Origin of the sequence: Amycolatopsis sp. NPDC057786, from assembly GCF_042797905.1 — a bacterium.
Classification (GTDB): Bacteria; Actinomycetota; Actinomycetes; order Mycobacteriales; family Pseudonocardiaceae; genus Amycolatopsis.
On sequence record NZ_JBHVKW010000004.1, the window covers coordinates 149,435 to 176,012 of the forward strand.

Genomic DNA, 26,578 nt, shown 5'->3' on the forward strand with positions numbered 1-26,578 from the left:
GTACTGAAGCGTCGAACCGAAGGACATCCCTTAGGCTGTCCCGTGCCCCGGTAGCCCAACTGGCAGAGGCAGTCGACTTAAAATCGACACAGTGCGGGTTCGATCCCCGTCCGGGGCACCACCGGTTCCGCTCTGTGGACGTCCTGGTCCGCGCGGACCGCCCCTGCCGACAATGACCCGCATGACCGAACCGGCCTGACGGACGAAGCCACCTACGACCGCGCTCGGCTCGCCCAGTGGCGCGCGGGGCGACGGGGTGTCGCGGCGAGGGCTGCTTCGGCTGGCGGCCGGCGGGTCACTCGCGATGACGGCGTTCGGCTCGCTTCCGGCCGGAACGGCGTCGGCGGCCACGCCGATCGTGAAACCCTTGCCGCCGGAGATCTTCGATGTCTACGGCACCAACGCCGAGACGCGCTGGGGGCGTTGAGCGGACAGGGTTATCTGACTCCCGTCGAACGGTTCTTCGTGCGCAACCACACCGCCACACCGTCGATCGACGCCGGCTCCTGGCGGCTGAAGCTCTTCGGGACTGCCATGGAACGCCGAGTTCGCGGCAGGCGGCAGGCGAAGTTCGTGGGCGCGGCGGCCGATCGAGGCTGGCAACGCTGGGAGATCCCTTTGGCGCTCCGGCCTTCCCGGTGCGCACACCTTGCGTGCGCGGGCCACGGACATCACCGGTGCCACCCAGCCGGACGTCACGCCGCACAACTCCCAGGGCTACCTGTTCGACGCCGCCGTCCGGCATCCGGTCCGGGTGGTGTGAGATGACCCGGTCGGTCGCGGTGAGCATCGAGCCGACCGTCGAGCTGACCCTGGCGTTGCGGGTGAGTGCCGACTCCGAGCACGCCGCCACGATCGCCGCGCGACTGCTTGAGTCCTTTGAGGACACTGTCGGGGTGACGCTGACGGCACGGACCGTCCAAACCGGCCAGTTCGTCGAACTCGCCGGACGACGGCGGTCCAGTGATTCCGCCCCGCCGCTGCGCATCGAACCCGGTTCGCGACGAGTGCTGTCGCGCGGCGAGGTGCTGGAGTTCACCAGGCTGGAATTCGACCTCCTTCTGTTCCTGAGCCGGAATCCGGACCGCGTCTTCGACCGCCTCACTCTGATGGCGCGGGTGTGGGGGCTGTCCGGCGGCAACGGGCGGACCGTGGACGTCCACGTCCGCAAGATCCGCGGGAAGCTCGAACCCGTGCTGACGCCGATCACGACGGTGCGCGGGGTCGGCTACCGGTTCGACGGGGAGGCCCAGGTGCTCATCGCGGACTGAGAACCTTCGCGATCATCGGGTGTGGAAGAGCCTCGGATCTGGTCATGAGCGCAGCCGGACACGATCACGCCGCAGGCGATGCCGCCGGCAAAGGCCAAGGTGACCACGCGTACGGCGGTTCTGAGTGTCGAACGGATCTCCATCACCACCTCTTCTCGTCTGAGTGACGATTACGCTTCCGAAGCTAGTGTTCGAGATGGTTAATGTCAAGGTGACAATAAAGGGGGTCAGGTTCGCAGCATGGCGGGATGGAGGATCGTGGCCGGTCCGCGGCGGTAGAGGGCCGCGGGGCGCCCCGCGTGTCCGGTGACCCGTCCGCCGGTGGGGGTCAGGAAGCCTGGCACGCTGGTGATCTTGCGATGGAAGTTGCGAGGGTCGAGCTTCTCGCCCCAGACGATCTCGTAAACCTGCCTCAGGTCGGTGATCGTGAACTCCGGAGCGCAGAAGGCGGCGCCCAAGGTCGTGTACTCGAGCTTGTTCCGGGCCCGTTCCACCGCGTCCGCGACGATCTCCTTGTGGTCGAAGGCCATCGTCGCCTGCGGCCGTAGCACGTCGTCGACGGGGGTGAGAATCGCCTCGCGAGCGTCACCGCCGGCTGTGGGAGCCGGAAGGTTCGGCGTGAAGGCCAGGTAGCACACGCTCACCACCCGGCCGCGTGGGTCGCGATCGAGGCCTCCGTAGGTTTTCAGTTGCTCCAGATGCAGGTCTTCGGCGCGCAGGCCGGTCTCTTCCGTGAGCTCTCGGGCGGCGGCGGAATCCAGGTCCTCGGCCGTGGATTCCAGAAAGCCCCCTGGCAAGGCGAGTTCGTCCTCGAACGGCGGGATGCCCCGTTTCACCAACATGATCTGCAGTGCGCCGGCTTGCACCGTGAGGATCGCGAGGTCGACCGCCACTGTGATCTCGGGGATCGTCCAGTCGTCTTCGGTCATCCTTGCCGCCTTCTGCCGAGGTGTCGACGACGGGCGTTGGTGAAGGTTGTGTCCACCTGGGACAGTCTAGTGCCCCGGAGGATTAATCGTCTAATTGACGAGAATGGTCCGGCTCCGCTACCGTGCAAGTTGCACCAAGCACTCCCACATCCCGGTCGCCCGTCCCGCTCAACCGTTCGGACGACCGCATCTTCGCCATGCTCGGCTACATCGCGTCGACATCGCCGGCGCGGTCTGTGAGAGGAAAACACTGTGGTGAAAAGAATCGACGTGGTCGCATGATCGTCATCCTGACCGCGTTGGAGACCGAGTACACGGCTGTCCGTGCTCGGTTGAAAGGATTGGTCCGCCATCAGCATCCGGCGGGAACCCTGTTCGAGATCGGTGAACTGCCCGGCCGTTCCGGTGGCAAGGTCGCCACTGCCGTGGTGGGTATGGGCAACTCTTCGGCCGCCACGCTGACCGAAAGGGCGATCGCGGAGTTCGACCCGGCGACGATCATCTTCACCGGTGTCGCAGGTGGACTGCGAGACTGGTTGCGACTGGGTGATGTCGTTGTGGCTACGAAGGTCTACGCCTACCAGGGTGGAAGAAGCGAAGACACCGAGTTTCTCGCGCGTCCGCGGGCCTGGGAGATTTCGCACCGGGCGGAGCAGATCGCGCGTTCCCTTGCCAGGGAAGAACAGTGGCTTCGAACGGAAGAACGGCGAAACCATGATTCACCGGTGCCGAAGGTCTGGTTCGAACCGATCGCGGCCGGTGAGGTCGTGCTCAACTCGCGAACCTCGGACTTGGCGCAGCAGTTGCGGCGCAACTACAACGACGCGATCGCGATCGAGATGGAAAGCGCTGGATTCGCCGCGGCGGGACATCTCAACGAACGGGTTCCCGCCGTCACGATCCGCGGTATCAGTGATCTCGCGGGTGGTGCCAAGGATCGGACGGACGCCGAAGGCTGGCAGGACGTCGCCGCGGCCAACGCGGCCGCGTTCGCCATCGCCGTCGCCACCGAACTCGACGACGGACACGAAGGTGGCAGGCGTGCGGAGAAATCGTCCCAGCCGGCGTCGCACCAGAAGTTCGTCGCGCGTGACAACGCGCGGGTCGGGCAGCAGATCGGAACCAACCACGGCGACACCACCATCGACCTCGGTGATTCCGGCAGGTCGCGATGACTCCACCGAATTGGCCGCACGGGACGATGCCGAACGGCTCGCATCCTCAGGCGCACCACGAGTACGTCGCGTCCGGGAACTCCACGGTCGGTCAGCAGATCGGCGTGAACTACGGCTCGACGACATTTCATCGACATGAGAACACCTATCACGTCAGCCGGGAGGATCCTCCCGAGCGAAAGCTCGAAGTGGCGAAGAACCATCTCGAAGGTGGTAACGCCCGCATGGCGCAGGAGATCTTCCGCGACGTCATGAAGCAAGGCCAGATCTCGTCGGCCGAATTCGCGTACTACTACGCGCTGGCTGTCTTCAGTGGACGCTCGCTCGGTGAGATGAACGACGACGTGCACGACGCGTTCTTGGACGCGATCGCCTTGGCGGGCGGTCTCGGCCCCGGTGAGTGGCACAGCGCGCTCGAAGTCGTGTCGGACTTCGTCACGTGTGTATGGGGACAGCAGATCGGGAGCACGTTCGACCCGCAGGCCATGAACCGAGCGTTGAAGAACTTCAGCGATCTGCCGCCGCAACGCCAGCGGGAGATCACCCGACACCTGAACATGATCCTCAGCGGCGCGATCCAAGACAGTCTCGACGTCCTCTACGCGCAGAGGGTCGCCGAGGACAGGCTGGCGCAGGACAGGGCAGGCCGCGCGTGGAAATTCTTCGAACCCGACCCCGCTCCGCCACGGTTCTGGGAGAACGCGCCGTCACCGGTGGGCGCGGGCGCCTGGGTCAAACTGGTTTCGGGAATGTTCGCCCTTCTGCTCGGGCTGCTCTTCGCGATCGCGGCCTTCGTCGACGGGAGTCTCCTCCTCGGCCTTCTCGGCCTGCTCCTGGTGGGAGCGGGAACATTCGGTGCCTTCCGCTGGGGACTGGAAATCGAAGTCGTGAAAAGGCGGCTGGTGAGCAAGAACCGCGAGCACGGAATCCCGGTTCAGCACGTGCGGCCGGTTTCGCCAGGGCATTGGGTCTCGACACGGTTCGTCGAAGAGGTCCACGGGTTGGTCGACCTGAGTTTCGCGGAGGCGAGACCCCATATCGCGGGAAATTGGGATGCCGACACGTTCGGTATCCGCCAGTATCTCAAGACCCGTTTCGTCGCGCTTTACGGCAACGCTCAAGTGGGGCCGGAGAGTATCCTGTGGCTCATGCGCTGGCACGCTCGCCAGGTGGCCGACCAGTGGCGTGCGGGAACCTTGTTCGCATACAGAGCTTCGCTCAGGCCGTCGGGAAGGACGTCGACGCTGTTCAAGTCGAGTGTCGGCGGTTGCGTCGTGGGATCGCTGTTCCTGCTTTTCGCCGGGGGTGGTTTCGCAGGTGTCGCCTTCTTCCTGGGGCTCGGGGCTTTTCTCGCGGTCAAAGGAGCTATCCAGATCCTGGCGCCGCAACGGGACGAGGTTTTGGAGCGTGCCGCCGCGCAGGTGACCTACGAGGCCGAACAGCGGGCATATTCGGATTGGCGGCAGGTGCTCAGCGACCGGCCGAGTGACGCGGAAATGGCGCGCTGGCTCGACCTCGACAAGAACTACCTCAAGACCGAGGCGCTCAGGCGGTCTTCGTTGGTGAACCGGGATCTCGTCGCACATGTCGTTTTGACCGAAGGGATGTCCGACGCGCTGCGGGCACGCGTTCCCCGAGGCCCGCTCCGGTACTCCAAATATGTGGTGCTCGTCTTCCTGCTGACGAAGAGCGGAGTGCGTGAGATCGAAGTCCAGCTGAACTTCCTCACCGGGGACGTGCACAACGAGCAGCGGAAGTCGTTCCGTTACGACGCGTTGGCTTCGGCGCACGTCGCCGAGGTCGGCATCCGGTTCGCGGACAACCGGCGGTACGTCGTCCGAGGCGACGATCCGGCACATCTCGGCGCTGTCACCGTGCGAAGTCGCGAGTTCCGCCTTTCCCTCCTCAGCGGTGAGGACATCAGCGTTCTGGTGGAGGGCACCGGTGGTCTGACCGACATGACGGTGGAAGACGAGTCGGAGATTCTCCAAACGTCGCTCACGGCGTCCGGTATCGCGGGTGCGTTGCATGTCCTGGAAGCGGTCGCGGCGGAGGGGCGCGATTGGATCGTTCGTGAACAGGAACGACGGCGCCGCCGTTCACAGGACTGGCGAGCAGGAAGCCGTCAGATCGATCTGCTCGAAGAGGGCGATCTCTCCTCCCTTGGTTTCGACGACGAATCCGGCTCGGAGGACCGGGACTTCTAGACGAGGTGTCGCGAGCGGGCGAGGGGGCCGCTCGCGACACCCGCTCGAACGCAATCCGTGCCACGACCGCCAAGGTGTGCTGACAGACTGGAACCGTGACTTCGACCTACGTTTTCGTGCACGGTTCCAGCAGTGCCTCGTTCACCTGGGGCCCGCTGCAACGTGAGCTCGCTTTGCTCGGCCACCGCACGCTGGCCGTCGACCTTCCCGGACACGGCTTCGCCGCCGGTTTCCATGCCGCCTACCAGGCGCCGCAGGACCTCGAAGCGCTGGCCACGGCGCCGTCCAACCAGGCGGGTGCCACGCTGGCCGAGGCCGTCGAGCAGGTGGTGGACGTCGTGCGCAGGGTCGCCGACTACGGGCCGGTCATCCTGGTCGGGCACAGTCGCGGCGGGGTCACGCTCACCGGCGTCGGCAACGCCGTCCCGGAACTGATCGACCGGATCGTCTACATCTCCGCCTGGTGCTGCGTCGACGTTACGCTGGGCGAGTACATGCAAGGACCCGAGTACGCGAGCAGTGCGCTCAACGACGTCGGCGGTGTGGTCGTCGCCGATCCCGCGAAGCTCGGCGCGCTCCGGATGAACTGGCGTACCGCCGATCCCGCGTTGCTGGCCGGGTTGAAGACCGCGATGCTCGAAGACGGGACCGATCAGGAGTTCTTCGCCTACCTCAACACTCTTGAGCCGGACGAGAGCCTCGACGCCGGGACCGAGCGCGCCGACGCGGACACGTGGGGCCGGATCCCGCGCACCTACATCAGGCTCACCGAGGACCGGTCGATGCCGCTCGCGCTGCAGGACCGGTTCATCAAGGAGGCGGACGCGCTCACCCCGGACAATCCGACCGACGTGCGGTCGCTCGTGAGCAGCCACGTCCGGTTCCTCATCCATCCGCAGGAGGCCGCCGCCGTCCTCGCCGGGCTCGCGGGATGACGGACGCGCAGTTCACCAAGGGGCACCTGGTCACGTTGCTGATCAGTTCCGCGATCGGCGTGGGATTCGGTGCCGGGTGGTGGTTCTTCGGCGCCTCTTCCGTCGACGGCGGATCGACGCCGCTGGTCGTCGTGGGCGTCGCCGCGGTACTGGGACTGGCAGGCTGGCTCGTCCTCACCGCCCGCCGGGGCGCCGGGTTGCCCGCTGGCGGCGGCCGGGAGGAAAGCCCGTTCGGCAGGCGGTACGGCATCGCCGTGGTGCTCATGCTGGTGGGGATCTTCGCCGGGGCACGGGTGCTTTCGGCACTCTTCGAGTTTCCCGAAGCCGTGCCCGCTTGGGTGCTTTTCGTGGTCGGCCTGCACTTCCTGCCGTTCGCGAAATTGTTCCGCTCGCGGCGATTCCTGGTGCTGAGCGCTTTGTTGTGCGGCGTCGCCGCGCTGGCCGCCGTGCTCGCGATCGCGGGCTGGGCGGCGGCCTGGCAGCTCGTGCCGGGCTTCGGCGGCGCGGCGGTCCTTTGGGCGACCGTCGTCGCCGGGTTGCTCGCTACGGACCGTCAGGGAGCGACAAGCCCGGCTTCGTAGGCGAAGATCGTCAGCTGGACCCGGTTGGCCGCGTCGAGTTTCGCGAAGATCCGGGTGATGTGGGTCTTCACCGTCGCTTCGCTCAGGTGCAGTGCCGCGCCGATCTCGGCGTTGGTGCCGCCCCGCGCGACGGCGGTGACGATCTCCCGCTCGCGTTCGGTCAGCGTGCTCAGCCCGGCTCGCGCCCGATGACGGCGAGGACTCGTCCTGGTCGCGACGAAATGCCCGATGAGTTTCCGTGTCGTCCGAGGCGAAAGCATCGCCTCGCCCGCCGCGACCACTCGCACCGCGTCGATGATCTCCTGCGGCGAACCCTCTTTCAGCAGGAACCCGCTGGCGCCCGCGCCGAGCGCGTCGAAAACGTATTCGTCGAGGTCGTAGGTGGTCAGCACGAGAACCTTCGGCGGATTGGGCAGCGCGGTGACGGCGGCGGTCGCGGTGAGGCCGTTCATCCGCCGCATCCGGATGTCCATCAGCACGACGTCGGGCGCGTGCATGCTCACCTTCGGCACGGCTTCGTCCCCGTCGCCTGCTTCCGCGACGACCTGGATGTCGCCCGTACTGGACAGGATCATCGACAAACCGGTTCGTACGAGCGGGTCGTCGTCGACGAGCAGCACTCGTAATGGGCGCTGGTTCACCCGGACAGGTTAGTGGTGTCCCCACGGCAGCCAAGCCCGGACGGCGAATGTGCCCTCTTCGGTGGGGCCGGCGCTGACGTTCCCGCCGATCAGCGTGACCCGTTCGCCGATGCCCGTCAGTCCCGCGCCGGCGCCCGGCGGCTTGCCCGCCGCCATCGCGGGCAGCGGATTGACGACCTCGACGGTGAGCCCGTTCCCAGGACCTCCGCGAACCGAAACCTCGGCCGCCGCGTCCGGCGCGTGTTTGAGGATGTTGGTCATCGACTCCTGGACGATCCGGTACGCGGTCGTGCCGAGCAAGGCCGGTGCGCCGCCCGCGTCGTCGAGCAGGATCGTCACGTTGACCCCCAACCCGGCCCGCCGAGCATTGGCGACCAGCTCGGGAATGTCCGCCAGCGTCGGCTGCGGCGGCTCCGGATGGGATCCGTTCTCGCCGTTTTCGCCGAAACCCTGGCCGTCGCGCAGGACACCGATGACCTGCCGCAGATCTTCGAGTGATTGGCGGGCCGTCGTACGGACGGTCTTCGCCGCTTCCGTCGTCGCCGGCCCCTTGCTGACCTCGAGCGCGCCGGCCTGCAGCGACAGCAGGGAAAGCCGGTGCCCGAGGACGTCGTGCATCTCGCGCGCGATCCGGGTGCGTTCCGCGCGACGGGTCATTTCGGCGCGGAGTTCCTCTTCCTTGGCCTCGCGGATCGCGATCGTGTCCCGCATCCCGCGGACGACCCCGACGGTGAGGGGCACGGCCGTCATCACGACGGCGACCGTCAGCGTCCCCATCACCTGCACCGCGGACAACTGCTTGCCGACGATCTGACCGGCGATGGTCACGTCTGGATGGCGGTTGGCGTCGCCGAACAACGCCCACGCCGTCGCGATGTAGACCAGTACGGACCCGGTCCACAGGAGACGGTCGCGGCGGTGCGCGGCCAACGCGGCGAGCGCCACCAACGCGGCCAGCGCGTCGGACCGGAAGCAAAGCGGCGGAACCAAGGCGATGCCGAGGACGAGTTCCGGCCATTTGTGCCGCCAGCAGAGCATGACCGCCGCCGCGATCCCGGTGAGGAAGCCGAGCGTGGACCACCACGTCGGGTCGAACTCCTTCGTCGCCGGAAGGTAGCCCTGGGCGCTGAAGACGAAAATGCTGCTGATCACGCACGCCGCGACCGCCACCACGGTGAGCACCACACCGAGCACACGCCTTGCCATGCGCTGAGCGTACGCAAGGAGGCCAGGCCACCCACATCAGCGGAACCGATCCTTCGCAGCGCGCGAATGACGACTTTCGTCGTAACGGGTTCACGCGCCGAGTACGACGCGGCGGACTCGCGATCGCTGGTTGTATGCCGCCTCGTTCATCCCGTTGGAAAGGAAATCCCCCGTGACCCAGCAAACCCCCTACACGCCGGCCCCGCAAGCCCCCGCCAGCCCGATGCCGCCCCGCAACGGCATCGGCGTCACGGGCTTCGTCCTCGGCCTGGTGGGGCTGGTCTTCTCCCCGATCCCGTTCGTCGGCGTCATCGCGTGGCCGCTGGTGATCCTCGGCCTGATCTTCTCGATCATCGGGCTGATCCGCGTCAAGAACGGGAAGGCCTCCAACAAGGGGCTCTCCATCACCGGTATCGCCCTGTCCGCACTCGGGCTCGTGGTCTGCGTGGTGTGGATCTTCGTGTTCAACGCGGCGGTCAACGAGGTCAACAACGAAATCAACCGCACCGCGAAGGTCTCCTACGAAGTCACCGGTGACGCCACGAACGTCGAGGTCATCTACGGCGAGGTGCTCAACCCCACCACCGAGACCGTTCCGGCGCTGCCGTGGAACAAGGAAGTCGAGAACAAGGGCGTCTACAAGGGCGGGACGCTCACGGTGACCACGGGCGAGACCGGTGGATCCGTCACCTGCAAGATCACCGTCGACGGCGCGGTCGTTTCGACCAAGACCGCTTCGGGCGAGTTCGCGATGGCCGCCTGCACCGGAGTGTGACGGCCGGACCGTGAAAGGCCTCCTTCGCCATTCTCGGGGTGGCGAGGAGGCCTTCGCGATTCCGGCATGACGCGGTCATGACCGAGCCCGTCCACGAATCTTTTCGCCGGAGGACACCACGCCCGTCTCGATGACGGCGAAGGTGCTCGCGAACCACATCGCCCGCGAGCTCGCGCGGCCGGCGCTGACAGCGGGCGGCCTGATGGCCTGTTCGGCCGAAGTCCGCAAAGACCGGATCGGTAAGGCGGTGCTCCCGCGCAGGAGTGCCGGCCGGGTGACGTCAAGCCCGGCCGGTCCCGCCGAAGCGGGTCAGCAGCAGCCGCTGCCGCAGCAGTCGCAATCGCACCAGTCGTCGTTCCGCATGGTCATCCACCTCCTCCCTCGGGGTCGCAGCCGGGCGGGCACCAGGCGCCGGGAACCGGATCGGCGCAGTTCTCGCCGGACATCCCGGACAGCATGGAAGTGAGTTCGGCGCGCAGTTCGGCGAGCCGCGCCATCTCCGCTTCGATTTCGGCGAGATGGCGTTCCAGCATGGTTTCGGCGGGTTCGCACGGGCATACGCCGGTGTCGCGCACGCTCAGCAGGTCACCGATCTCCGTCAGCGTCAGCCCGAGCCGTTGAGTGCCGCGGATGAACCGCAGCCGCTCGATGACGCCCTCGTCGTAGCGCCGGTGGGCACCGGTCGTCCGCGCGGGCGTGGGCAGCAGGCCGATGCGCTCGTAGTACCGCACGGTGTCCGGCCGCACTCCGGCGCGGGAGGTCACCTCGGACATGGTCAACGCCGTCATGACGCGAGCGTAGAACCTGGACCCGGCTCCAGAATCAAGTCCGGATTCCGAAGGCGCTCGTGAAGAGAAGACGACGGCCAGGCGCGTCCGCATCATTCGAGAGGGTGGAAACGGCGAGAGGACGGCACGGTGACTGACTTCCGGAACGTGATCAGGGACCTCACCACGGAGGGTGAACAGGTCGACGCCCTGGTGGCCGGCCTCGACGACGCGGGATGGGAATTGCCGACGCCCGCGACGGGCTGGTCGGTCAAGCACCAGATCGCGCATCTCGCGTTCATCTTCAAGATCGCCGGGTTGTCCGCGGCCGAACCCCGGGCCTTCGCCGAACTCGCGAAGTCCTCGATGGCGCGCGGATTCGACGCCGCGGTCAACGCGGCCCTCGACGACTACCTCGGTGACCCCAACGAGGTCCTGTTGAGCCGCTGGCGCGCCGAACGTGACGCCGGTATCAAGGCGCTCGCCGCGGTCCCGGCGGACCAGGTCGTCCCGTGGCTGGTCAACCCGCTGCCGCCGGCCATCCTCGCGTGCGCCGGGATGATGGAGCTGTTCGCGCACGGGCAGGACGTCGCGGACGCGCTGGGTGTGCGGCCGGAGCGGACGGACCGGCTCGCGTACCTCGTCGGTTTCGCCGTCCGGGTGCGGGACTTCGGCTACGAGGCGCGCGGCCTGACCCCGCCGGAGCAGGAGTTCCGGTTCGAGATCACCTCGCCGTCCGGGCAGTTGTGGACGTTCGGCCCCGAGGATTCGCCCGAGCGGATCACCGGGAGCGCCGAGGACTTCTGCCTCCTGGTCACGCGGCGCCGTCACCGCGACGACCTCGACGTCCGTGCCGAGGGCGCGCTGGCCGACCAGTGGCTGGACATCGCGCAGGCGTACCGCGGCCCGGCGGGCGAGGGGCGCTCGCCGGGACAGTTCGGTCGTTGAGAGTCCCGTCGTTTCCGCGGTGATGGGGCATCCTGGAAGTCGCGATCCACTCGCACTCGGTGCGATCGTCGAGGCACACGGGGGCTAGGAGGCGATCGTGACACGAGTGTGGCTGATCAGGCATGGGGAAAGCGAGTCCAACGCGGGGCTTCCCGGCGGGGAGCCGGGGGCTTCGGCGCTGACCGAGGCCGGCAGGCGGCAAGCCCTCGAAATCGCGGAATCGCTGGCCGAACCGCCTCGGTTGATCGTGACGTCGCCGTTCTTGCGGGCGCGGCAGACCGCCGAGCCGACGATCGAGCGATTCCCCGGCGCGGAGCGTGAGGAGTGGCCTGTCCAGGAGTTCACCTTTCTCGGTGAACTCCATGGACAGGTCACCACCACTGCCACCCGTAAGCCGTACACGGAGGCCTACTGGTCCCGTGCCGATCCGCACCACGCGGTGAACGGCGCGGAATCCTTCGCGGCGCTCTTCACCCGGACCCAGGATTTCCTGGCGCGGCTGGGAGAACGCGAACCCGGGCCGATCGCGGTCTTCACGCACGGGCTCTTCATCCGCGCGGTCATGTGGTCGCTGCTGACCGGGATCACCACGCCGGACAGTGAGGCCATGCGCGGATTCCGCACGTTCGCCGACACCTACCTCGTGCCGAACGGCAACATCACCGAACTGCGGTACACACCCGGGAAGCGAGCGCCACGAGTGGTGGTCCCGCTCGCCTCCCGGTACGCGGACCGCTAGGGCTTCAGCAACAGTTGGAGCTTGTTCACCCCGGTCATGTTCGGGCTGGGGATGAACGACGGCGGAGCGGCCGGATCGGTGCGCAGATCAGGGAAGCGGTCCAGCAGGATGTTGAGCGCCGTCTTCCCTTCCAGCCTGGCGAGCGGGGCGCCGATGCAGAAATGGATCCCGCGGCCGAAGGCAAGGTGCGGGTTGTTCGCCCTCGCCGGGTCGAAGGTGCCGGGATCCGTGAACGTACGCGGATCCCGGTTCGCCGCCGCGACCCAGATGGCGAGCATGCTGTCCGGCGGGATCGTCTGGCCGCTCAGTTCGACTTCGGTCGTCGTGGCGCGGGCGACGAGGGCGAACGGGCTGAGGTAGCGCAGCGATTCCTCGATGGCGGCGGGCAGCAATTCCCGGTCCTCGCGGACGCGCCGGTATTCCTCCGGATGGGAATCCAGGCACAGCACCGTGTTCCCGAGCAGCATCGTGGTGGTGATGTGCCCGGCGAGCAGCAGGACGTTCGCGAAGTTGACGACTTCGTTCTGCGTGAGCTTCGCGCCGTCGACCTCGGCTTCGACGAGTTTGGTCAGCAGGTCCTCGCGCGGGTTCCGCCGCCGGTCGTCGACATGCTCGGCGAGGTAGTTCACCAGGTTCTTCACCTGTGCGGCCGTTTCCTCGGCGGCCTTCTTGTCCTCCTCGGTCTGCTTGATCAGTGACCGCTGCTGGCTGTTCCGCAGCAACGTGTCGACCCATTCCTTGAACAGGTCGCGATCGCTCGCCGGGATGCCGAGCAGTTCGGCGATGACGATCACCGGCAGCGGGTAGGCCAGATGGGTCACCAGTTCCATCGAGTCCGTACCGTCGACGGTGTCGAGGAGTTCGTTCGTCAGCGCGGCGATCCGCGGTTCGAGATCCGCGACGACCTTCGGTGTGAAGGCGTGACTCACCAGCGTGCGCAGCTTCTTGTGATCCGGCGGGTCCATCTGGAGCAGGTTGCCCTCGACGAACAGGTCCTTGTCCGGCGAGATCTCCTCGGGGATCAACCGGGCGGTGTCGGAGGAGAACACCTTGGGGTCGCTCAGGGTCTTCAGCGCCTCGGCGTGGCCGTAGACGTTCCACATGCCCGTCTCGGGGTCGAAACGGACCGGCTCGGCCGGGAATTCACCTCGAAGCCAGAACTGGGCTTCGTGGACGCCCCAGCGTTCGGCGATCGTGGTCATGGCTTGCCCCCTTCTTCGGTGGTGGAGAGCCCGGATCAAGCGGGCTCTTCGGGGCCGTCCTTCCGGTAGATCCAGGCGCGATAGGACGAGATCAGGTCCTGGAACGCCTGGGTCACTTCGGCCGCGGTGGCGGCCACGTTCGCCGGGGACGGCGGCTCCGGCGGCTCGAACGCCGTCCGGACGATGTGCGCGAGAGCGTCGGCCTTCTCCTCGGATCCGAGGTCGGCGCCGTCGGCGATGAAGCTGTCCATCAGGTAGAACCCGAGCGCCGAGGCGCGCAGGGAGAAAAGCAGGTTCGGGATGTCGTCGCGCAGCAGGCCCCGGTCCGTCATCGTCTTCAGGTACCGCTCGGTCACGACCGCGTCCTGGTCCTGCAAAGGATGTTTCTTCAACCGGCCCAGCAGTTCGGTGTTGCCGGTGATGAGCGCGCCGAGCAAGGGGCTCCGCTGGACATGGAGGAAGACCGCCCGATGGAACCGGTGCGGGATGACCTCCGCCGGATCTTCGTCGATCAGGGTGAGGAGGTTCTCGGCGGCCCGGAGGGATTCACGCAGGAGCAACGCGTGGAAGAGGGTTTCCTTGGTGGGCCAGTGCAGGTAGATCGTGCCCTTCCCGATGCCCGCCTGACTCGCGATGTCCTCGATGGTCACCTTGCGATAGCCCAGCCGCGTCAGCAGGACGCCGGCCGCGTCGAGGATGCGATCGGCGCGGCCGGCGGTGCGGTCCGGACGTTCTGCCACGTGCGCTCCCAGTCTCTGACTTCGTGACCAGATTTGCTTATCTGGTCATCCGGTCAGTTCGACGGTAGCGCCAGTGGTGCCGGTCCGGCAAGGAAATCGACGAGTTCTTAACGCAGACGGTGGGCGAGCAGGAACTTCCAGATGACCGGAGTCGCGTCGATGACGGTCGGAGTGGCGGAGTCGTTGTTCGGCGCGGTGCTCGGCCAGACGTGCCCGGCGCCTTCGACCCGGTAGTGCTGCAGCGAGCACCCGAGCCAGCGTTCGACGGTGACGTCGGTTTTCGGCGAATACCGGATCGGACGCGGGAAGCAGCCGTTGCGGTCCGCCCACGCGGCGAGCCAGTCCGGCAGCGACGGCAGGCCCTTGGCGGGATTCCCGGTATAGGGGATCGTCGCGTCGGCCGTGCCATGGAAATCGAGGATCGGAGCGGGACGCGACGGGTGACATTCGCCGCCCTGCGGGTAGAACGCGCCGGCGACGGGAGCGAACGCCGCGATCCGGCCCGGCATCCGGCAGGCGAGGACGCCGACGAACCCGCCGCCGTTCGACTTGCCCGTCGCGTAGATCCGGCGGGCGTCGACGCACAGTTCACGTTGGAGCGTGTTCAGCAGATCACTGGTGAAGAGCACGTCGTCGGCGGCCGCCGAGTAGGGCGCGCCGGTCCATGCCGAGAGGCCGTCTGTTCCCGGAAGTCCTTGCGGGTAGACGGAAATCGCGTCATAGGCGGAAAATCCGGACAGCTCCTCCTGATATTCCGACGTGCGTTTGTGGCCGTGGAACGACAACACCAGCGGGTACGGCCGCGACGGCCGGTACTGAGCCGGGACGTGCACCGTGTACTCGCGGACCAGACCGCCGGACGTCAGCGTCCGCGGCGTCGTCGTCCCGGCGGGGACCGGGGACGGACGCTGACAGCCGGTCGTCGGTATCGGATGGTCGATCGGCGACGGCACCGCCGACGCCGTCGGGGCGGCGAACAGGCTCAGTCCGGCAGCGGTGGCGGCCGTCAGTGCGAGACGGCGCAGGAACTTCATGGGACCAGGCACGCGATCCTCCTTGATCGGGCGGCAGGGCGGTGATCAGGGTCACTCCTGCCGCGGGCCTGGTCAGCATTGTGTTCATTGAGTTTTCGGACCGCCGGCGTTCGGCCGGTCAGCCGCAGGCGCGTTTCGCCGCGAGCACGCGGGTCAAGGCCTCGTCGACCCTGGCGGCCGGGAGATCGCCGGACGCGAGCGCCTGCTCCAGTGTGGTCAGCACCGTCCCGACGTTGCCGCCGGACGACCACAACGCTTGATCCGCTCCCGCCTGCAGGGCCTTGAGCACGGCCGTCGGGAGCGGGTACTGCGCCGTGATCGCCTTCATCGCCCCGAGATCGTCGGTGATCACCGGACCGTCGAACGCGTAGTCCTTCCGCAGCAACCGGTACGCCGGCGCCGACAGGGTCGACGGGGTGCCACCGGTCAGATCGGGCACGTTCAGGTGCCCGACCATGACGCCGATCTCGCCGTACTCGCCGATGTCGCGGTACGGCACCAGGTCGACCTTGCGCAGCGAGGCCAGCGGCGGCGTTCGTACCAGTCCCTTGTGGGAATCCCCCGCGGCGTGCCCGTGCCCGGGGAAGTGCTTCAGCACCGGCTGCACCCCGGCGTCCCGCAGGCCCTGCGCGAACGCCAGGACGTACTCGCGCGCGGTCTCCGGGTTCGCGCCGAACGATCGGTCGCCGACGATGTCGCGGTCCGGCTGGTCGGTGATGTCGGCGTCGGGCGCGTAGTCGACGGTGACACCGCGGGCCCGCATCTGCCGTCCTCGCTCGGCCGCTTTCGCCCGCACCTGCGCCGGCGTCAGTGTCGAAGCCATCTTCCGGGCGCTCGGCATGTCGCCGTCGAGGGCGTCGATCCGCTGGACACGGCCGCCTTCCTCGTCGATCGCGACCGAAACCGGGACCTTCGCGGCGCGCTGGACCTCGTCCAGTGCGCGGTTCCGCAGCAGGGCCGTCTCGTTGCCGCCGAGGAAGATCCCGCCGACCTGCTGGTCGCGCACCAGCTTCACCGCCGCCTGCGGGTCGCCGGCGTTCACGCCGACCACCACCAACTGGGCCAGCCGCTGCCGGGGGCTCATTCCGGCGATGACGGCTTCGCAGCCTGGAACGGGCGCCTGCTCCGCCCTCGGTGACGGCGCGGGCTTGCTGGAGGCGGGCTGGCTTGAAGGGGCACTGCTGCGCGGCGGAGGTACGGTTCCAGCGGGCTGGGCGGATCCGGCCTCGTCGTTCGCCGTACCGCACTGCACGCTGGTGGCCAGGACCGTGGCGGCTCCCAGGATGACGGCCGCCCACCGCTTCGTCGTCTTCGGTCGCCCGGAGTTCATCGGCTCGTTTCGTTCGTCGTCCATGCCGGTGTCGACGGTAACCCCAGTTGCCCTTTCGTACGCGCTCGCGTGCCCTTTGGGACGTGACCGCGTAGCGGCTCCAGCTCCTTCCGGATCGTGTTCTCTCTGGTCAAGCCGGTGTCGGTGCCTTGACAAGTCGATCAGCCCGCCATAAATTACCAGGTGGTTATGAAACCGCTAGGTTATCTAACTTCCCCGCACTTCGGAACGGAAAGGTGCGAACGAGTGGAAACGAACAGCACGATGGGACGAACCATCGCGGACCGTTATCGCGTCCGGGCCGACGCCTTCGAGCGCAAGATCGCCGCCGTCCGAGCCGGGCAGTGGGAGAGCGGGTCTCCCTGTGCGGAGTGGACCGCCAGAGACGTCGTCGGGCACATCGTCGACATGCACGGCGTGATGCTGCGTCCCTTCGGGCGTGTTCTCGGGCAGGCGCCGTCGCTCCTGGACGACCCGCTGGGTGCCTTCCGTGCCGCGCGGGCCGAGGTCGAAGCGATCCTCGCCGATCCCGTGCTCGCGGCCACGGAACACGAGACACCGATGGGGAAGATGACCGCGGAACAGCACATCGACCAGGTGGTCAGCGCCGACATGGTGATCCACGGCTGGGATCTGGCCAGGGCCACCGGACAGGACGACACGATCGATCCGGAGGAGGTCGCCCGGATGTGGCCGTCGGCGCAGGCGATCCCCGATCAGATGAGGATTCCGGGAGCGTTCGGGCCCGGCATCGTCGTCTTCGGTCCCGAAGTGAAAGTGCCCGAAGACGCGCCCCTGCAGGACAGGCTGCTCGGGCTGATGGGCCGGGACCCGAACGCCTGACGGGGATCAGACCTGGATGCCGCGGTGCCGCCGGACGGGCCGCCGGTCACAGGTCATGCGGTCGCAGAACTTCCACGAGCTCATCGGGGGCGAGCCCGCTGAAGACCTGGTTCGCCCATGTGATCGCCTCGTCGATGTCGTAGGAGTATTCGATCCGGAAGTTTCCCGCCCGTGCGACCGAGCACTTGATTCCCGCGCACTCCCGCTCCTGCGCGTCATGGAGTTCTTCCGAGGAATTCTGTATGCGGCGGCTGATCTCCCGATGGCCGAACAGGCGGACGACCGTGCCTTCGTCGCCGCGGTAGGCGACCGCGCCCCATGTGCCGACGCCGCGTGCGGGGTACACCCTGGCCGATACGGCGTAGGTCCAGTCGGGATAGGCCAGTCCGGCTGCTTGGCCGGTCGCCTGCACCAGCTCCGTCGCGGCCTCGATGTCGGCCATCGGCTCTCCGTTCGCTCTCGGGTTCGCCTGTTCGGCGCGCGGCTGATCTTCGCCGCCCCCTCTACAGTGCTGGGATGGTCAAGACGGCAGTGGAAATCGCGGCGGCTGTGCGTGCCAAGGAACTCGACCCGGTCCAGGTGACACGGGAAGCGCTGGCCCGGATCGCGGCGGCGGACGGGGTGGTCGGCGCGTTCCGCCGGGTGCGGACCGAGGAGGCGGTCGCCGAGGCCGCCGCCGTCGCCGAACGCGCGGACCTGGCGGACCTGCCCTTGGCCGGGGTGCCGATCGCGGTCAAGGACGTCGCGCCGGTCGAGGGTGAGTACGCCTCGTGGGGTTCACGCGCGGGTTCGTCGACGCTGTCCACAGAGGACGGTGAGATAGCTCGGCGCCTACGCGCGGCAGGAGCGGTGATCGTCGGCCTGACCCGGGTGCCGGAGCTGTGCGTCTGGCCGTCGAGTGACGATCCGGACGGGACAGCGCGCAATCCGCGCAATCCGTCCTACGCCGCCGGTGGTTCGTCGGGTGGGAGCGCCGCGGCCGTCGCGGCCGGGATGGTGCCCATCGCGCACGGCACGGACGGGCTGGGCTCGATCCGGCTGCCGTCCGCGATGTGCGGGATCGTCGGACTCAAACCGGGTAAGGGTGTGGTCCGGGTGCCAGGGGAGGACGGCTGGTTCGGCCTGTCCACGCACGGGCCGATGACGACCACCGTGGCCGACGGCGCCGTGTTGATGGCGGTCCTCGCCGAACAGCCCGGGCTGGCGGACCTCGTCACCCCGAAGCCGTCCCGCGTCGCCCTGTCGACTCAGGTCCCGTTGACGAGGGCGCCGCTGCCGCGCGCGTTCAGCCGTGCCGTCGCCCAGGCCGGGGAGCTGTTCCGCGCGGCCGGGCACACCGTCGCGCCCGGCACTCCCCGGTACAGCGCCGGAGCGATCGGCGGCCTCCTGGCGCGCTGGGTCGCGGGCCCTGCCGAACAAGCGGCCGAGTTCGATCTCGCCGCGCTCCAGCCCCGGACACGCACCCACGTCCGGATCGGACGGCTGATGGCCGAACGCGTCCAGGAGAGCACCCGGGAGCGCTGGCTGGAGCGTGCCGAAGAGTTCTTCGCCGACCACGATGTCCTGGTCACGCCCATGATCGCGACGCTCCCGCTCAAGGCCCGCACCTGGCACGAAAGCCGGTGGATCGCCAACGTGCTGCCGTCCGTGCGGGTTGCGGGTTTCGCAGGACTGTGGAATCTCGCGGGCTATCCGGCGATGTCCGTGCCGGTCGGGGTGCATCGTTCGGGTATCCCGGCCTGCGTCCAGCTCGTCGCCGCGCCCGGCGGGGAAGCGCTCCTCCTTGGCCTCGCCGCCCAGCTCGAAGCGGCCAACCCCTGGCCGCGCACCACCGCCTCCTGACAGCTCCCGGAAGAGAGCAAGGGACCTTTGCTATCACTCTCCAAAAGAGAGCGACAGCAAAGGTCCCTTGCTACTTCGCGCTGGTCAGGAGCCGGTTTTGGCGGGTGACGGCTTCTGCCCGTTCGCCTTCGGGCCGTTCTGCTCGCTCTGTCCGTTCTTCGGCGCAGCGGCGGCAGGCGCCGAAGGAGCGGGCTTCGGAGAAGGTTTGGCGGCCTTCGAGGCGGGCGGCTCGGCGGGCTTCTTCTCCTCGGCCTTGCTGTCGCCACCGACGAGCTTCGAAGCGTGCGGGATCACCGACTCCTCGGGCAGCGCCGCGAGCATCGCCTCGCTGCCCTTCAGGACCTCGTCGGCCTGCATGAGGCTCTTGCGGGCCTGCTCGCGGATCTCCGCCAGCCGCTCGACCTTCCGCTGGGCGGCGGTCGTGCGCTGGGCGGCGGTCGTCGTCGCCTCGTCGAGCCGTCGCTTGGCCTCGGCCGTCGCCTCGTCGATGCGGCGCTTCGCCTCCGCGGTGGCCTCGGCGATCCGGCGCTCGGCCTGGTTCTTGCTGGCCGTCTGCTGGTCGGCGATGTGCTTCTCGTGCGCTGCGCGCTGAGCCGCGATCGTCTGATCGAACTCGCGCTCGATCTTCCGGCGCTTGCGCTCGGCCTCGTTGTCCAGCAGTTCCCGGCGCTGGGCGGCCTCGACGGTCAGCCGCTGGACCTCGGCCCGCGTCTCGGCGAGCGCGGACTCGTGTTCCGAGTGCAGCGCGTCCGCCTGCTTGTCCAGCTCGGCGACGAGCCGCGAGTAGCGCTCACGGAGCTTCTTCGAAGCCTCGCTCGACGACGCCCAGTGCTTCTCGGCGGCGACCTCGGCACGCTTCGTGATCTCTTCCGCCCGCGCCTGCGCGAGCGTGACGGTGCGCTGCATCCGCTCGTCGAGGTCTTCGAGCCGCTCCGGCGGCTTCTTCAGTTCCTCGATCCTGGCGTTCAGCTTCGCCACCTCGTGGCGGACGGTTTCGAGTTCGCGCGTGGCCGACGTCGCCTGCGCGATCGCGGCGTCGCGGTCGGTGATCACGCGACGAAGCTGGGCTTCGAGATGATCCAGATACTGGCGCACTTCGTTCCGGTCGAAGCCGTGCCAGGCCTGGGTGTACTCGCGCCGCAGGGGCAACAGGCCGTTGTCTCGCTCGGGAACCATGGCCACGACGGTACCTGCGTACCCGGTGTCGCCGTTGTCAGGCTTCGTGATTCACCGACGTGTGTCGGCTCTCAGCTGCGATCCCTCACCTGAACGGCCGCCACCCGTGTGCGCAGTGTCACCAATGGAAGCCGCGGCTGAGCCGGGCGAGCGCCATCGCCGCACGGGACAGATGCTGCTCGCCCTTCCCGATCTTGAGCCCGCCTTCGCCGCCCGCGGCCGCGGAATCCGGGAACACCCGGAATCCTTGGTAGGCCACGGCATCCGTGAGTCCGGGGGTGAGCGTGTACGCGAGCCCGATCGCCTGCCCGGCGGGCGTGCCGATGTGCTTCGGACGCTCCCTCAGTGCCTTCAGCACCATGTCCGCGGCCTGATCCGGGGATTTGGTCGGAAAGGCGTCGTAGATCTTCGTCGGCCGGATCATCGGCGTGCGCACGAGTGGCATGTGGATGGTCGTGAAGGTGATTCCGTCGCCGTGGGTCTCGGTCGCGGCGATCCGCGAGAAATAGTCCAAAGCGGCCTTCGACGCCGCGTACGCCGAAAAGCGCGGCGCGATTCCCTGGACACCGATCGACGAGACGTTGACGATATGCCCGAACTTCCGCTCGGACATATGCGGCAGCACCGCGAGGATCAGCCGCACCGCGCCGAAGTAATTGATCGCCATCGCGCGTTCGTAGTCGTGGAACCGGTCGTACGACAGTTTGATCGACCGCCGGATCGAGCGGCCGGCGTTGTTCACGAGCATGTCGATCCGGCCGTGTTCGGCGAGCATCGCGTCGACGGCCTTGTGCACCGATTCCTCGTCGGTCAGGTCGGCCGGATACACCGACGCCGTGCCGCCCGCGGCGATGATCTCGTCCCGCACTTCTTCGAGCTCGTGCTGCCGCCGTGCCACGAGCAGCGGTACCCCGCCCGCGGCGGCGACCTTGATCGCGGTCGCCCGGCCGATCCCCGAGGACGCGCCGGTGATGATCACGCGACGGCCGTCCAGTTCGCCGCGCGGGCCGTGCTTGCGGGCGCGGAACGGGTCCAGGTGCTCTCGCCAGTAGCGCCACAGGGTGGGCGCGTAGTCCTCGATCCGGGGCACCTCGACGCCCGAACCGATGAGCGCCTTGCGCGTCGACGCCGACGAGAACACCGACGGGAACGCCATGGTCTCCAGCAGCACCGGCGGGATCCCGAGCCGCTCCAGCACGGCGTCCCGCGCGATCGTGAAGCCGGGGATGTGCTCGCTCAGCTTCACCAGGTTGACGATGCCCTTGGACACGCGTTCGTTGAGCTGCACGGAGATGGTCGGCGCGCCCGCCGCCTTCGCGAACGCGTTGTAGACCGAGACGACCGGTTGCGGTTCCGGGTTGACCAGGTGGAACGCGCGCCCGTCGAGTCCCTTCGTGGTGATCAGGGCGTTCAGCGATTCGGCGACGTAGTCGACCGGGACGACGTTGGTGTCGCCGAGGTCGGGGCCGACGATCGGCACGTCGGGCAGCCCGGCGAGCCTGCTGATCGCGGGGAACAGGTAGTACGGGCCGTCGATCTTGTCCATTTCGCCGGTCTCGGAGTTCCCGACGACGACCGACGGCCGGTACACGCGCCACGGCACGTCCTGCTGTTCGCGCACGAGGCGCTCCGCTTCGAACTTCGTGCGGTGGTACGGCGTGATGAGCCGCTGGCCGACGTCGAACATCTCCTCGGTGAACATGCCCTCGTGGTCACCGGCGACGGCGACCGACGACACGTGGTGCAGGCAGCCCGCGTTCAGCTCGGCGGCGAGCGCGATCACCTGCGCGGTGCCCTCGACGTTGGCCTTGATGCTGGCTTCGTCGTCGGCGGTGAGGTCGTACAGGGCGGCGAGGTGGACGACGTGATCGACACCGCGAAGCAGCTCTCGGTCCTCCTGGGACACGCCGAGCAGCGGCTCGCCGAGGTCACCGGTGACGAGCGTGACGCGTTCCGGATGCGGCCAGGCGTTCACGAGTTTGGCGAGTTTGTCCCGTGAGGACGCCCGGACGACGAGCGCGACCTTGTCGACGTCGTCCCTGGTGAGCAGTAGCCGGGTGAATTGGCGCCCGATCAGTCCGGTCGCCCCGGTCACCAGAAAAGTCGCCATCAGCCTCACCCTTCACCGTGCTCGCCCGCGTCCCCCGGCATTCTGCTGCATCGGCACGGCGAGGACCACCACGGCACCGGTGAAGTTACTCACGGGTAACTAAGCGGGGTCGGCGATGACGACCCGGTTTTCGGCGTAGCCCGTCTCCCCGCCGACCCAGCGGCCGCCGCAGGTGACCAGGACTATCCGATGGGGGCCGGACTGGCCGAACAGCTCGTCCGCCCGCCGCGGCAGCTCGTTCTTCTTCAGCGTGATCAGCTGGGAGACCTTGTACTGCCAGGACTTGCCTGCCTTGTCGACCACGGTGACCGTGCCGCCGATCCGCTCGGTCCACAGCTCCGCGAACGGACCCGTCGCGCCCTTCCAGTTCACGTGGCCCGCGAACACGCTCGCGCCGGTGGCCGCGCTCGGTTCGGCACCCCACCAGGTCACCTCGCCGAGGTTCTCCGGCACGGGAAGCTCCGCGCCCGGCCCGAGTTCCTTGCGCACGAGTTTCGCGGCACCGCCCGCGGGCAGCCTGATCGTCCCCGGTCCCTGCGGTTTCGGGGCTTCGGGCTCCTTCGACGCCGGAGGGGCGGCCGTCGGAGTCGTGGGGACGACGTCCGGCGAAGGCGGGACCTCCTGCTGCGCGGGAGCGGCCGGAGCGCCGCCCGCGACCGAGACGGAGACGGCCTGAGCCGTCCCCGTCACCACTGTCGTCGGCGGCCAGATGAGCAAGGCCGCGACGAGGTCAGCGCACAGGACCGTGACGGCTCCCAGCGCGAACCCGCGTCGTACTGACATCCCAGAACCTCTTAGCGTCGCGAGGACCGCCGCGCGGCCACACCCACCATGAGCGAACCGAGCAACGCGAGCGCGCCGACGCCGAGGATGCCGGCGGTCGACGCCGAGTTCTCGACGGTGCCCTGCATCATCGCCACCGGCCGGTCGCCGGCGGGGATGGTGCGCGGTACCTCGTTGGGCGTGTTGGCGACCTTGAGCGTCAGCGTCTCACCCGGCTTGACCTCACCGCAGGCGGACGGCGGATTCTTCGGGTCGAACGCGTTGGTGTAGCCCGGCGGCGCGCTGACTTCGACCACGCAGATCTCCTGTGGGGTCCGCAGGTTCTCCACGGTGACGGTGCCGTTCTCGCCTTCGGTGGTGACGACGGCGGGTTTGCCGTCGGCGCCGTTGAGGGGTTTGCCGTCGTGGCCGACCGCGGCCGCCGTCTTGTCCTTCGCGGTGATCCGCAGCACGGCGCCCGCCACGCCCTTGTCGGTCTTCGCGTCGACCTTCGTCACCTGGACCTTGCCCGGCTTCGAAACGACCGCGACCCCCTGGGCCTTCAATTCCTTCTCGCCACCGGTCGAGACGACGTTCTGCACGCCGGTCTTGACGGGGAACTGCACGTACGGCCGGTCCGCCGGGGCGGACAGCGAGCTGGCCAGCTTCGGCTGGTCGCCGGTCGGCGTGACCTTGACCGTGACGGTGCCGTCCTCGCCCGTCTTCACCGTGGTGGCCTTCTCGGCCTTGGCGTTCGAGGTCGACGCGGGTTTGGTGCTCTCACCGCTGTCGACGGTCGCGTTCGACGGCGTGAGCCGCACGGGCACGCCGGAGACGCCCTTGCCCTTGGCGTTCTTGACGCTGATGGTCCACTCGCCCGCGGTGCCGATGTGCTGGTCTTCCTTCGGCGGCGTGATCGCGGTGGTCCACGGGCCACGGTTGGCTTCGGCGTCCTTGGTCAGCTTCTCGACGGCCGTGGCGCCTTCGGGGAACTGCACCTTCAACTTGTCGAGGTGACCTTGGATGTCGTAGCCGATCTCCTCGGGCGGGAGGGTCGGTTCGAGGTCCTTGGAGGAACGGGGTTTCGAAGTCCACGAGTGCAGCAGGTGCGCGAGCGCCGCCGCTTCGGCCTTGTCCTGGGTGCCGCCGTAACGCAGCAGCAGGTAGGAGATGTTGGCCGCGGTGTCCTCCGGGAGCTTCGCGCCCCACTTGTCGAGGAGTTCGTCGCCGGGCTTGTACTTCTCTTCCGTGCCGGGCGCCTTCAGTTGGAAGGAGACGCAGAACACGTGCTTGCCGTTGACGACGTAAGAACCGAGCCAGTCCTTCTTCGGCTTCACGTCCTTGTAGGGCTGGCCGGGCGTGACCCCGAAGCCGATGCCTTCGTTGTCGGCGGCCGAGGCCGGTGTCACCGCGACGGTGGCGGACAAGGCGCCGAGCAGGCACGTCGCGATCAGGCTGGTCAAGGCGCGCGAACGCACGCTCGGGCGTGTGGTCCACCCCATGGTGTGTTGACTCCTTTGGCCGTGCTCTGCCCCGGCGCATTTACGTCGGCGCAGGCCACACGATCGATAGGTTCCCCGACACGCCTTCGGTGATTATCCGAACACGCACCGTGGAGAGTGGCGGGTGATCAGCGGTTTTGGCAATACGGCATCAGGTGGGGTATCGGTGAACGGTCGGTGATCTCCGCCGCATACGGTGTGGGGGATGGGCGTCGCGCCGATTGTGAGTAAAGTCGTCTTTACTTCGACGGGAACCGGGCGGCCCCCGCGGTCGTTGAACCCGATGCAGGTGCCAGTAGATCCAGGAGGATCAGGTGCGATCCAGTAGCAACCCGGCGTTCCGGAACCTGCCGCGTGGCGCGGCGCAGTACGGACCCAACGTAGGCTTCAACCAACCCCAGGGCGGCGTGCCCGGCTACGGCCCTCCGCAGACCTCCGCCGGCGCCGGCGACCGTCCGATGACCGTCGACGACGTCGTCATCAAGACGGCGCTGAGCCTCGGCACCGCGCTGGTGACCGGTGTGCTGACCGCGATCTGGGCGATCAGCCAGCTGCCCGTGGACGCCGCGGGCCGGATCACCGGTATCAGCGGCGGCGTGATCGGCGCGCTCGTCGGCGGCATGCTCGTCGGCCTCGTGATCTCCCTCGTGATCATCTTCAAGCAGAAGCCGAGCGGTCCGCTCACGCTGGCGTACTCGGCCGCCGAGGGTGTCTTCCTCGGTGCGATCAGCGGCCTTTTCGAGGCGCTGTACCCCGGTATCGCGCTGCAGGCGATCATCGGCACCGCGGGTGTCTTCGTCGCGATGCTGGTCGTCTACAAGACCGGCGCGGTCAAGGTCACCCCGAAGCTGACGAAGTGGATCATCGGGGCCGTCGTCGGTGTCGCGATCCTGATGCTGGTCAACCTCGTCACCAGCTTCTTCGGCTTCAACCCGCTGCGTGACGGCGGGCCGATCGCGATCATCTTCAGCCTCGTGGTGATCGGTGTCGCGGCGTTCAGCTTCCTGCTCGACTTCGACCAGGCCGACCGGATGATCCGCGAAGGCATGCCGTCGAAGTGGGCGTGGTTCGCCGCCTTCGGTCTCATGACCACCCTGGTCTGGCTGTACCTCGAGATCCTGCGGCTGCTGTCGTACTTCCAAAACGACTGACCCACGGTTTCGCGAAAGGGCGCTCCGAGCGATCGGGGCGCCCTTTTCCGTTGCCGCGAATACCCTGACCCCATGACCGAACACAGTGCCGAACCCGCCAGGCCGAAGCGTTCCAAGTGGTTCTGGGTCGGCCTCCTGGTACCGGTCGCGATCGTGGTGCTGAGCGCGTCGTCGTGGATCGTCGGCTACCTCTCGAACACCGACGACGTCCGGGTGGGGGACTGCTACGCGGTCACCACTTTCGGTGATATCGGCGATGATCCGGTCAAGGCGGACTGCGGCTCGGCCGAGGCCAACGCGAAGGCCGGTGCGAAGACCGACGCGGGCGGCGCCTGCCCCGCGGGCGAGTACGACCAGCTCACCGTCGACAAGACCTTCGCCTCGTACAAGCTCTGCATGATGATCAACGCCAAGCAGGGCGACTGTCTCGAGAACTTCCTGGCCGACAGCGTGGCCTATCAGAAGGTGCCCTGCTCGGATCCCGCGCGGGACGCGGAGGTTCTGAAGGTGGTCGACAGTGTGGCGACCTGTGACGACACGGACGCGACCCACCTCAAGAGCTACTCGACGCCGCCGTCGACGGTCTGCGTGAAGAGCACCAAGTAGCAAGGGACCTTTGCTACCGCCTCCGCCATCCGGCCCCGCGCCCGCCGCCGTTCGTCGCACAGAGTGGGACGGGCTGCGACCGGGCCGCCACCGGTCCTAACGTTGC

26 protein-coding genes and 1 tRNA gene are annotated in these 26,578 nt (G+C 67.8%); 14 read left to right on the forward strand and 13 right to left on the reverse strand.

All coding sequences use genetic code 11. The annotated features are described in order from the left end of the window. Nucleotides 1-44: 44 nt before the first annotated feature. The 3 genes from ACFVM3_RS04820 to ACFVM3_RS04830 all read left to right on the forward strand — a co-directional run bounded on the left by ACFVM3_RS04820 (nt 45) and on the right by ACFVM3_RS04830 (nt 1,271). Nucleotides 45-121, forward strand: a tRNA-Leu gene (locus ACFVM3_RS04820). Between the two features lie 135 nt (nt 122-256). Next, complete coding sequence (locus ACFVM3_RS04825) at nt 257-427, forward strand: hypothetical protein (protein WP_378435596.1); 171 nt, start codon at nt 257-259, stop codon at nt 425-427. A gap of 337 nt (nt 428-764) precedes the next feature. Next, on the forward strand, nt 765-1,271 hold the full coding sequence (locus ACFVM3_RS04830; protein WP_378435598.1) for a winged helix-turn-helix domain-containing protein: 507 nt from the start codon (nt 765-767) through the stop codon (nt 1,269-1,271). Nucleotides 1,272-1,498: 227 nt separating this feature from the next. Here ACFVM3_RS04830 and ACFVM3_RS04835 read toward each other — a convergent pair whose 3' ends face one another. After that, the gene (locus ACFVM3_RS04835; protein ID WP_378435600.1) at nt 1,499-2,200 is read right to left on the reverse strand and encodes an NUDIX domain-containing protein; all 702 of its coding nucleotides are present in this window, start codon (nt 2,198-2,200) and stop codon (nt 1,499-1,501) included. 278 nt (nt 2,201-2,478) lie between these two features. On the opposite strand from ACFVM3_RS04835, the gene ACFVM3_RS04840 reads away from it, so the two are divergent. The 4 genes from ACFVM3_RS04840 (at nt 2,479) to ACFVM3_RS04855 (ending at nt 7,098) form a co-directional block, all read left to right on the forward strand. Continuing rightward, complete coding sequence (locus ACFVM3_RS04840) at nt 2,479-3,375, forward strand: purine phosphorylase (RefSeq protein WP_378435602.1); 897 nt, start codon at nt 2,479-2,481, stop codon at nt 3,373-3,375. Next, entirely contained in the window at nt 3,372-5,582 is a 2,211-nt protein-coding gene (locus ACFVM3_RS04845; RefSeq protein ID WP_378435604.1) for a hypothetical protein, read from the forward strand. Before ACFVM3_RS04840 ends, ACFVM3_RS04845 begins: the two co-directional genes overlap by 4 nt. 95 nt (nt 5,583-5,677) lie before the next feature. Next, nucleotides 5,678-6,517 carry an alpha/beta fold hydrolase gene (locus ACFVM3_RS04850; protein WP_378435606.1) on the forward strand — a complete coding sequence of 280 codons (840 nt, stop codon included), beginning with the start codon at nt 5,678-5,680 and terminating at the stop codon, nt 6,515-6,517. Then, nucleotides 6,514-7,098, forward strand: a complete 585-nt coding sequence (locus ACFVM3_RS04855; protein WP_378435608.1) for a hypothetical protein — start codon at nt 6,514-6,516, stop codon at nt 7,096-7,098. The genes ACFVM3_RS04850 and ACFVM3_RS04855 overlap by 4 nt, the downstream gene beginning before the upstream one ends. Here ACFVM3_RS04855 and ACFVM3_RS04860 read toward each other — a convergent pair. Further along, entirely contained in the window at nt 7,071-7,718 is a 648-nt protein-coding gene (locus ACFVM3_RS04860) for a response regulator (protein WP_378435726.1), read from the reverse strand. The two genes, ACFVM3_RS04855 and ACFVM3_RS04860, sit on opposite strands and share 28 nt — an antisense overlap. Before the next feature lie 30 nt (nt 7,719-7,748). Next, entirely contained in the window at nt 7,749-8,945 is a 1,197-nt protein-coding gene (locus ACFVM3_RS04865) for a sensor histidine kinase (protein WP_378435610.1), read from the reverse strand. A 223-nt stretch (nt 8,946-9,168) separates the two neighbouring features. Here ACFVM3_RS04865 and ACFVM3_RS04870 point away from each other — a divergent pair, with 223 nt between their 5' ends. Further along, nucleotides 9,169-9,720, forward strand: coding sequence for a DUF4190 domain-containing protein (locus tag ACFVM3_RS04870; protein WP_125674380.1), 552 nt, complete (start codon nt 9,169-9,171; stop codon nt 9,718-9,720). Between the two features lie 365 nt (nt 9,721-10,085). Here the strand turns inward: ACFVM3_RS04870 and ACFVM3_RS04875 are convergent, their stop codons facing one another. Continuing rightward, entirely contained in the window at nt 10,086-10,508 is a 423-nt protein-coding gene (locus ACFVM3_RS04875; protein ID WP_378435612.1) for a heavy metal-responsive transcriptional regulator, read from the reverse strand. Between the two features lie 129 nt (nt 10,509-10,637). Between ACFVM3_RS04875 and ACFVM3_RS04880 the strand changes: the two genes are divergently transcribed. Then, complete coding sequence (locus ACFVM3_RS04880) at nt 10,638-11,435, forward strand: TIGR03084 family metal-binding protein (RefSeq protein ID WP_125674083.1); 798 nt, start codon at nt 10,638-10,640, stop codon at nt 11,433-11,435. Nucleotides 11,436-11,532: 97 nt separating this feature from the next. Beyond that, nucleotides 11,533-12,174 carry a histidine phosphatase family protein gene (locus tag ACFVM3_RS04885; protein WP_378435614.1) on the forward strand — a complete coding sequence of 214 codons (642 nt, stop codon included), beginning with the start codon at nt 11,533-11,535 and terminating at the stop codon, nt 12,172-12,174. On the opposite strand, the gene ACFVM3_RS04890 is transcribed toward ACFVM3_RS04885, so the two are convergent. From ACFVM3_RS04890 to ACFVM3_RS04905, 4 genes are all read right to left on the reverse strand, one after another. After that, on the reverse strand, nt 12,171-13,376 hold the full coding sequence (locus ACFVM3_RS04890; protein ID WP_378435616.1) for a cytochrome P450: 1,206 nt from the start codon (nt 13,374-13,376) through the stop codon (nt 12,171-12,173). The two genes, ACFVM3_RS04885 and ACFVM3_RS04890, sit on opposite strands and share 4 nt — an antisense overlap. A 35-nt stretch (nt 13,377-13,411) precedes the next feature. Then, nucleotides 13,412-14,116: a TetR/AcrR family transcriptional regulator gene (locus tag ACFVM3_RS04895; protein ID WP_378435618.1), complete on the reverse strand. Its 705-nt coding sequence runs from the start codon at nt 14,114-14,116 to the stop codon at nt 13,412-13,414. A 107-nt stretch (nt 14,117-14,223) separates the two neighbouring features. After that, nucleotides 14,224-15,162, reverse strand: a complete 939-nt coding sequence (locus ACFVM3_RS04900; protein ID WP_378435619.1) for an alpha/beta hydrolase family esterase — start codon at nt 15,160-15,162, stop codon at nt 14,224-14,226. A gap of 106 nt (nt 15,163-15,268) precedes the next feature. Then, nucleotides 15,269-16,504, reverse strand: coding sequence for a glycoside hydrolase family 3 N-terminal domain-containing protein (locus ACFVM3_RS04905; protein ID WP_378435621.1), 1,236 nt, complete (start codon nt 16,502-16,504; stop codon nt 15,269-15,271). 240 nt (nt 16,505-16,744) lie between these two features. On the opposite strand from ACFVM3_RS04905, the gene ACFVM3_RS04910 reads away from it, so the two are divergent. Continuing rightward, complete coding sequence (locus ACFVM3_RS04910; RefSeq protein WP_378435623.1) at nt 16,745-17,323, forward strand: TIGR03086 family metal-binding protein; 579 nt, start codon at nt 16,745-16,747, stop codon at nt 17,321-17,323. Between the two features lie 46 nt (nt 17,324-17,369). Here ACFVM3_RS04910 and ACFVM3_RS04915 read toward each other — a convergent pair whose 3' ends face one another. After that, nucleotides 17,370-17,765, reverse strand: coding sequence for a hypothetical protein (locus tag ACFVM3_RS04915; protein WP_378435625.1), 396 nt, complete (start codon nt 17,763-17,765; stop codon nt 17,370-17,372). A gap of 74 nt (nt 17,766-17,839) precedes the next feature. Here ACFVM3_RS04915 and ACFVM3_RS04920 point away from each other — a divergent pair, with 74 nt between their 5' ends. Further along, complete coding sequence (locus ACFVM3_RS04920) at nt 17,840-19,165, forward strand: amidase (protein ID WP_378435627.1); 1,326 nt, start codon at nt 17,840-17,842, stop codon at nt 19,163-19,165. An 84-nt stretch (nt 19,166-19,249) separates the two neighbouring features. On the opposite strand, the gene ACFVM3_RS04925 is transcribed toward ACFVM3_RS04920, so the two are convergent. The 4 genes from ACFVM3_RS04925 to ACFVM3_RS04940 form a co-directional block, all read right to left on the reverse strand. Beyond that, nucleotides 19,250-20,341, reverse strand: a complete 1,092-nt coding sequence (locus ACFVM3_RS04925) for a cell division protein DivIVA (protein ID WP_378435629.1) — start codon at nt 20,339-20,341, stop codon at nt 19,250-19,252. Nucleotides 20,342-20,459: 118 nt separating this feature from the next. After that, complete coding sequence (locus tag ACFVM3_RS04930) at nt 20,460-22,451, reverse strand: SDR family oxidoreductase (RefSeq protein ID WP_378435631.1); 1,992 nt, start codon at nt 22,449-22,451, stop codon at nt 20,460-20,462. Nucleotides 22,452-22,550: 99 nt separating this feature from the next. Then, on the reverse strand, nt 22,551-23,234 hold the full coding sequence (locus ACFVM3_RS04935; protein WP_378435633.1) for a class F sortase: 684 nt from the start codon (nt 23,232-23,234) through the stop codon (nt 22,551-22,553). Between the two features lie 11 nt (nt 23,235-23,245). Further along, complete coding sequence (locus ACFVM3_RS04940; RefSeq protein ID WP_378435635.1) at nt 23,246-24,715, reverse strand: SpaA isopeptide-forming pilin-related protein; 1,470 nt, start codon at nt 24,713-24,715, stop codon at nt 23,246-23,248. Between the two features lie 314 nt (nt 24,716-25,029). On the opposite strand from ACFVM3_RS04940, the gene ACFVM3_RS04945 reads away from it, so the two are divergent. Both ACFVM3_RS04945 and ACFVM3_RS04950 read left to right on the forward strand, forming a co-directional pair. Continuing rightward, nucleotides 25,030-25,866, forward strand: a complete 837-nt coding sequence (locus ACFVM3_RS04945; protein ID WP_257484375.1) for a Bax inhibitor-1/YccA family protein — start codon at nt 25,030-25,032, stop codon at nt 25,864-25,866. 72 nt (nt 25,867-25,938) lie between these two features. Continuing rightward, complete coding sequence (locus ACFVM3_RS04950) at nt 25,939-26,472, forward strand: hypothetical protein (protein ID WP_378435637.1); 534 nt, start codon at nt 25,939-25,941, stop codon at nt 26,470-26,472. Nucleotides 26,473-26,578: the final 106 nt, after the last annotated feature.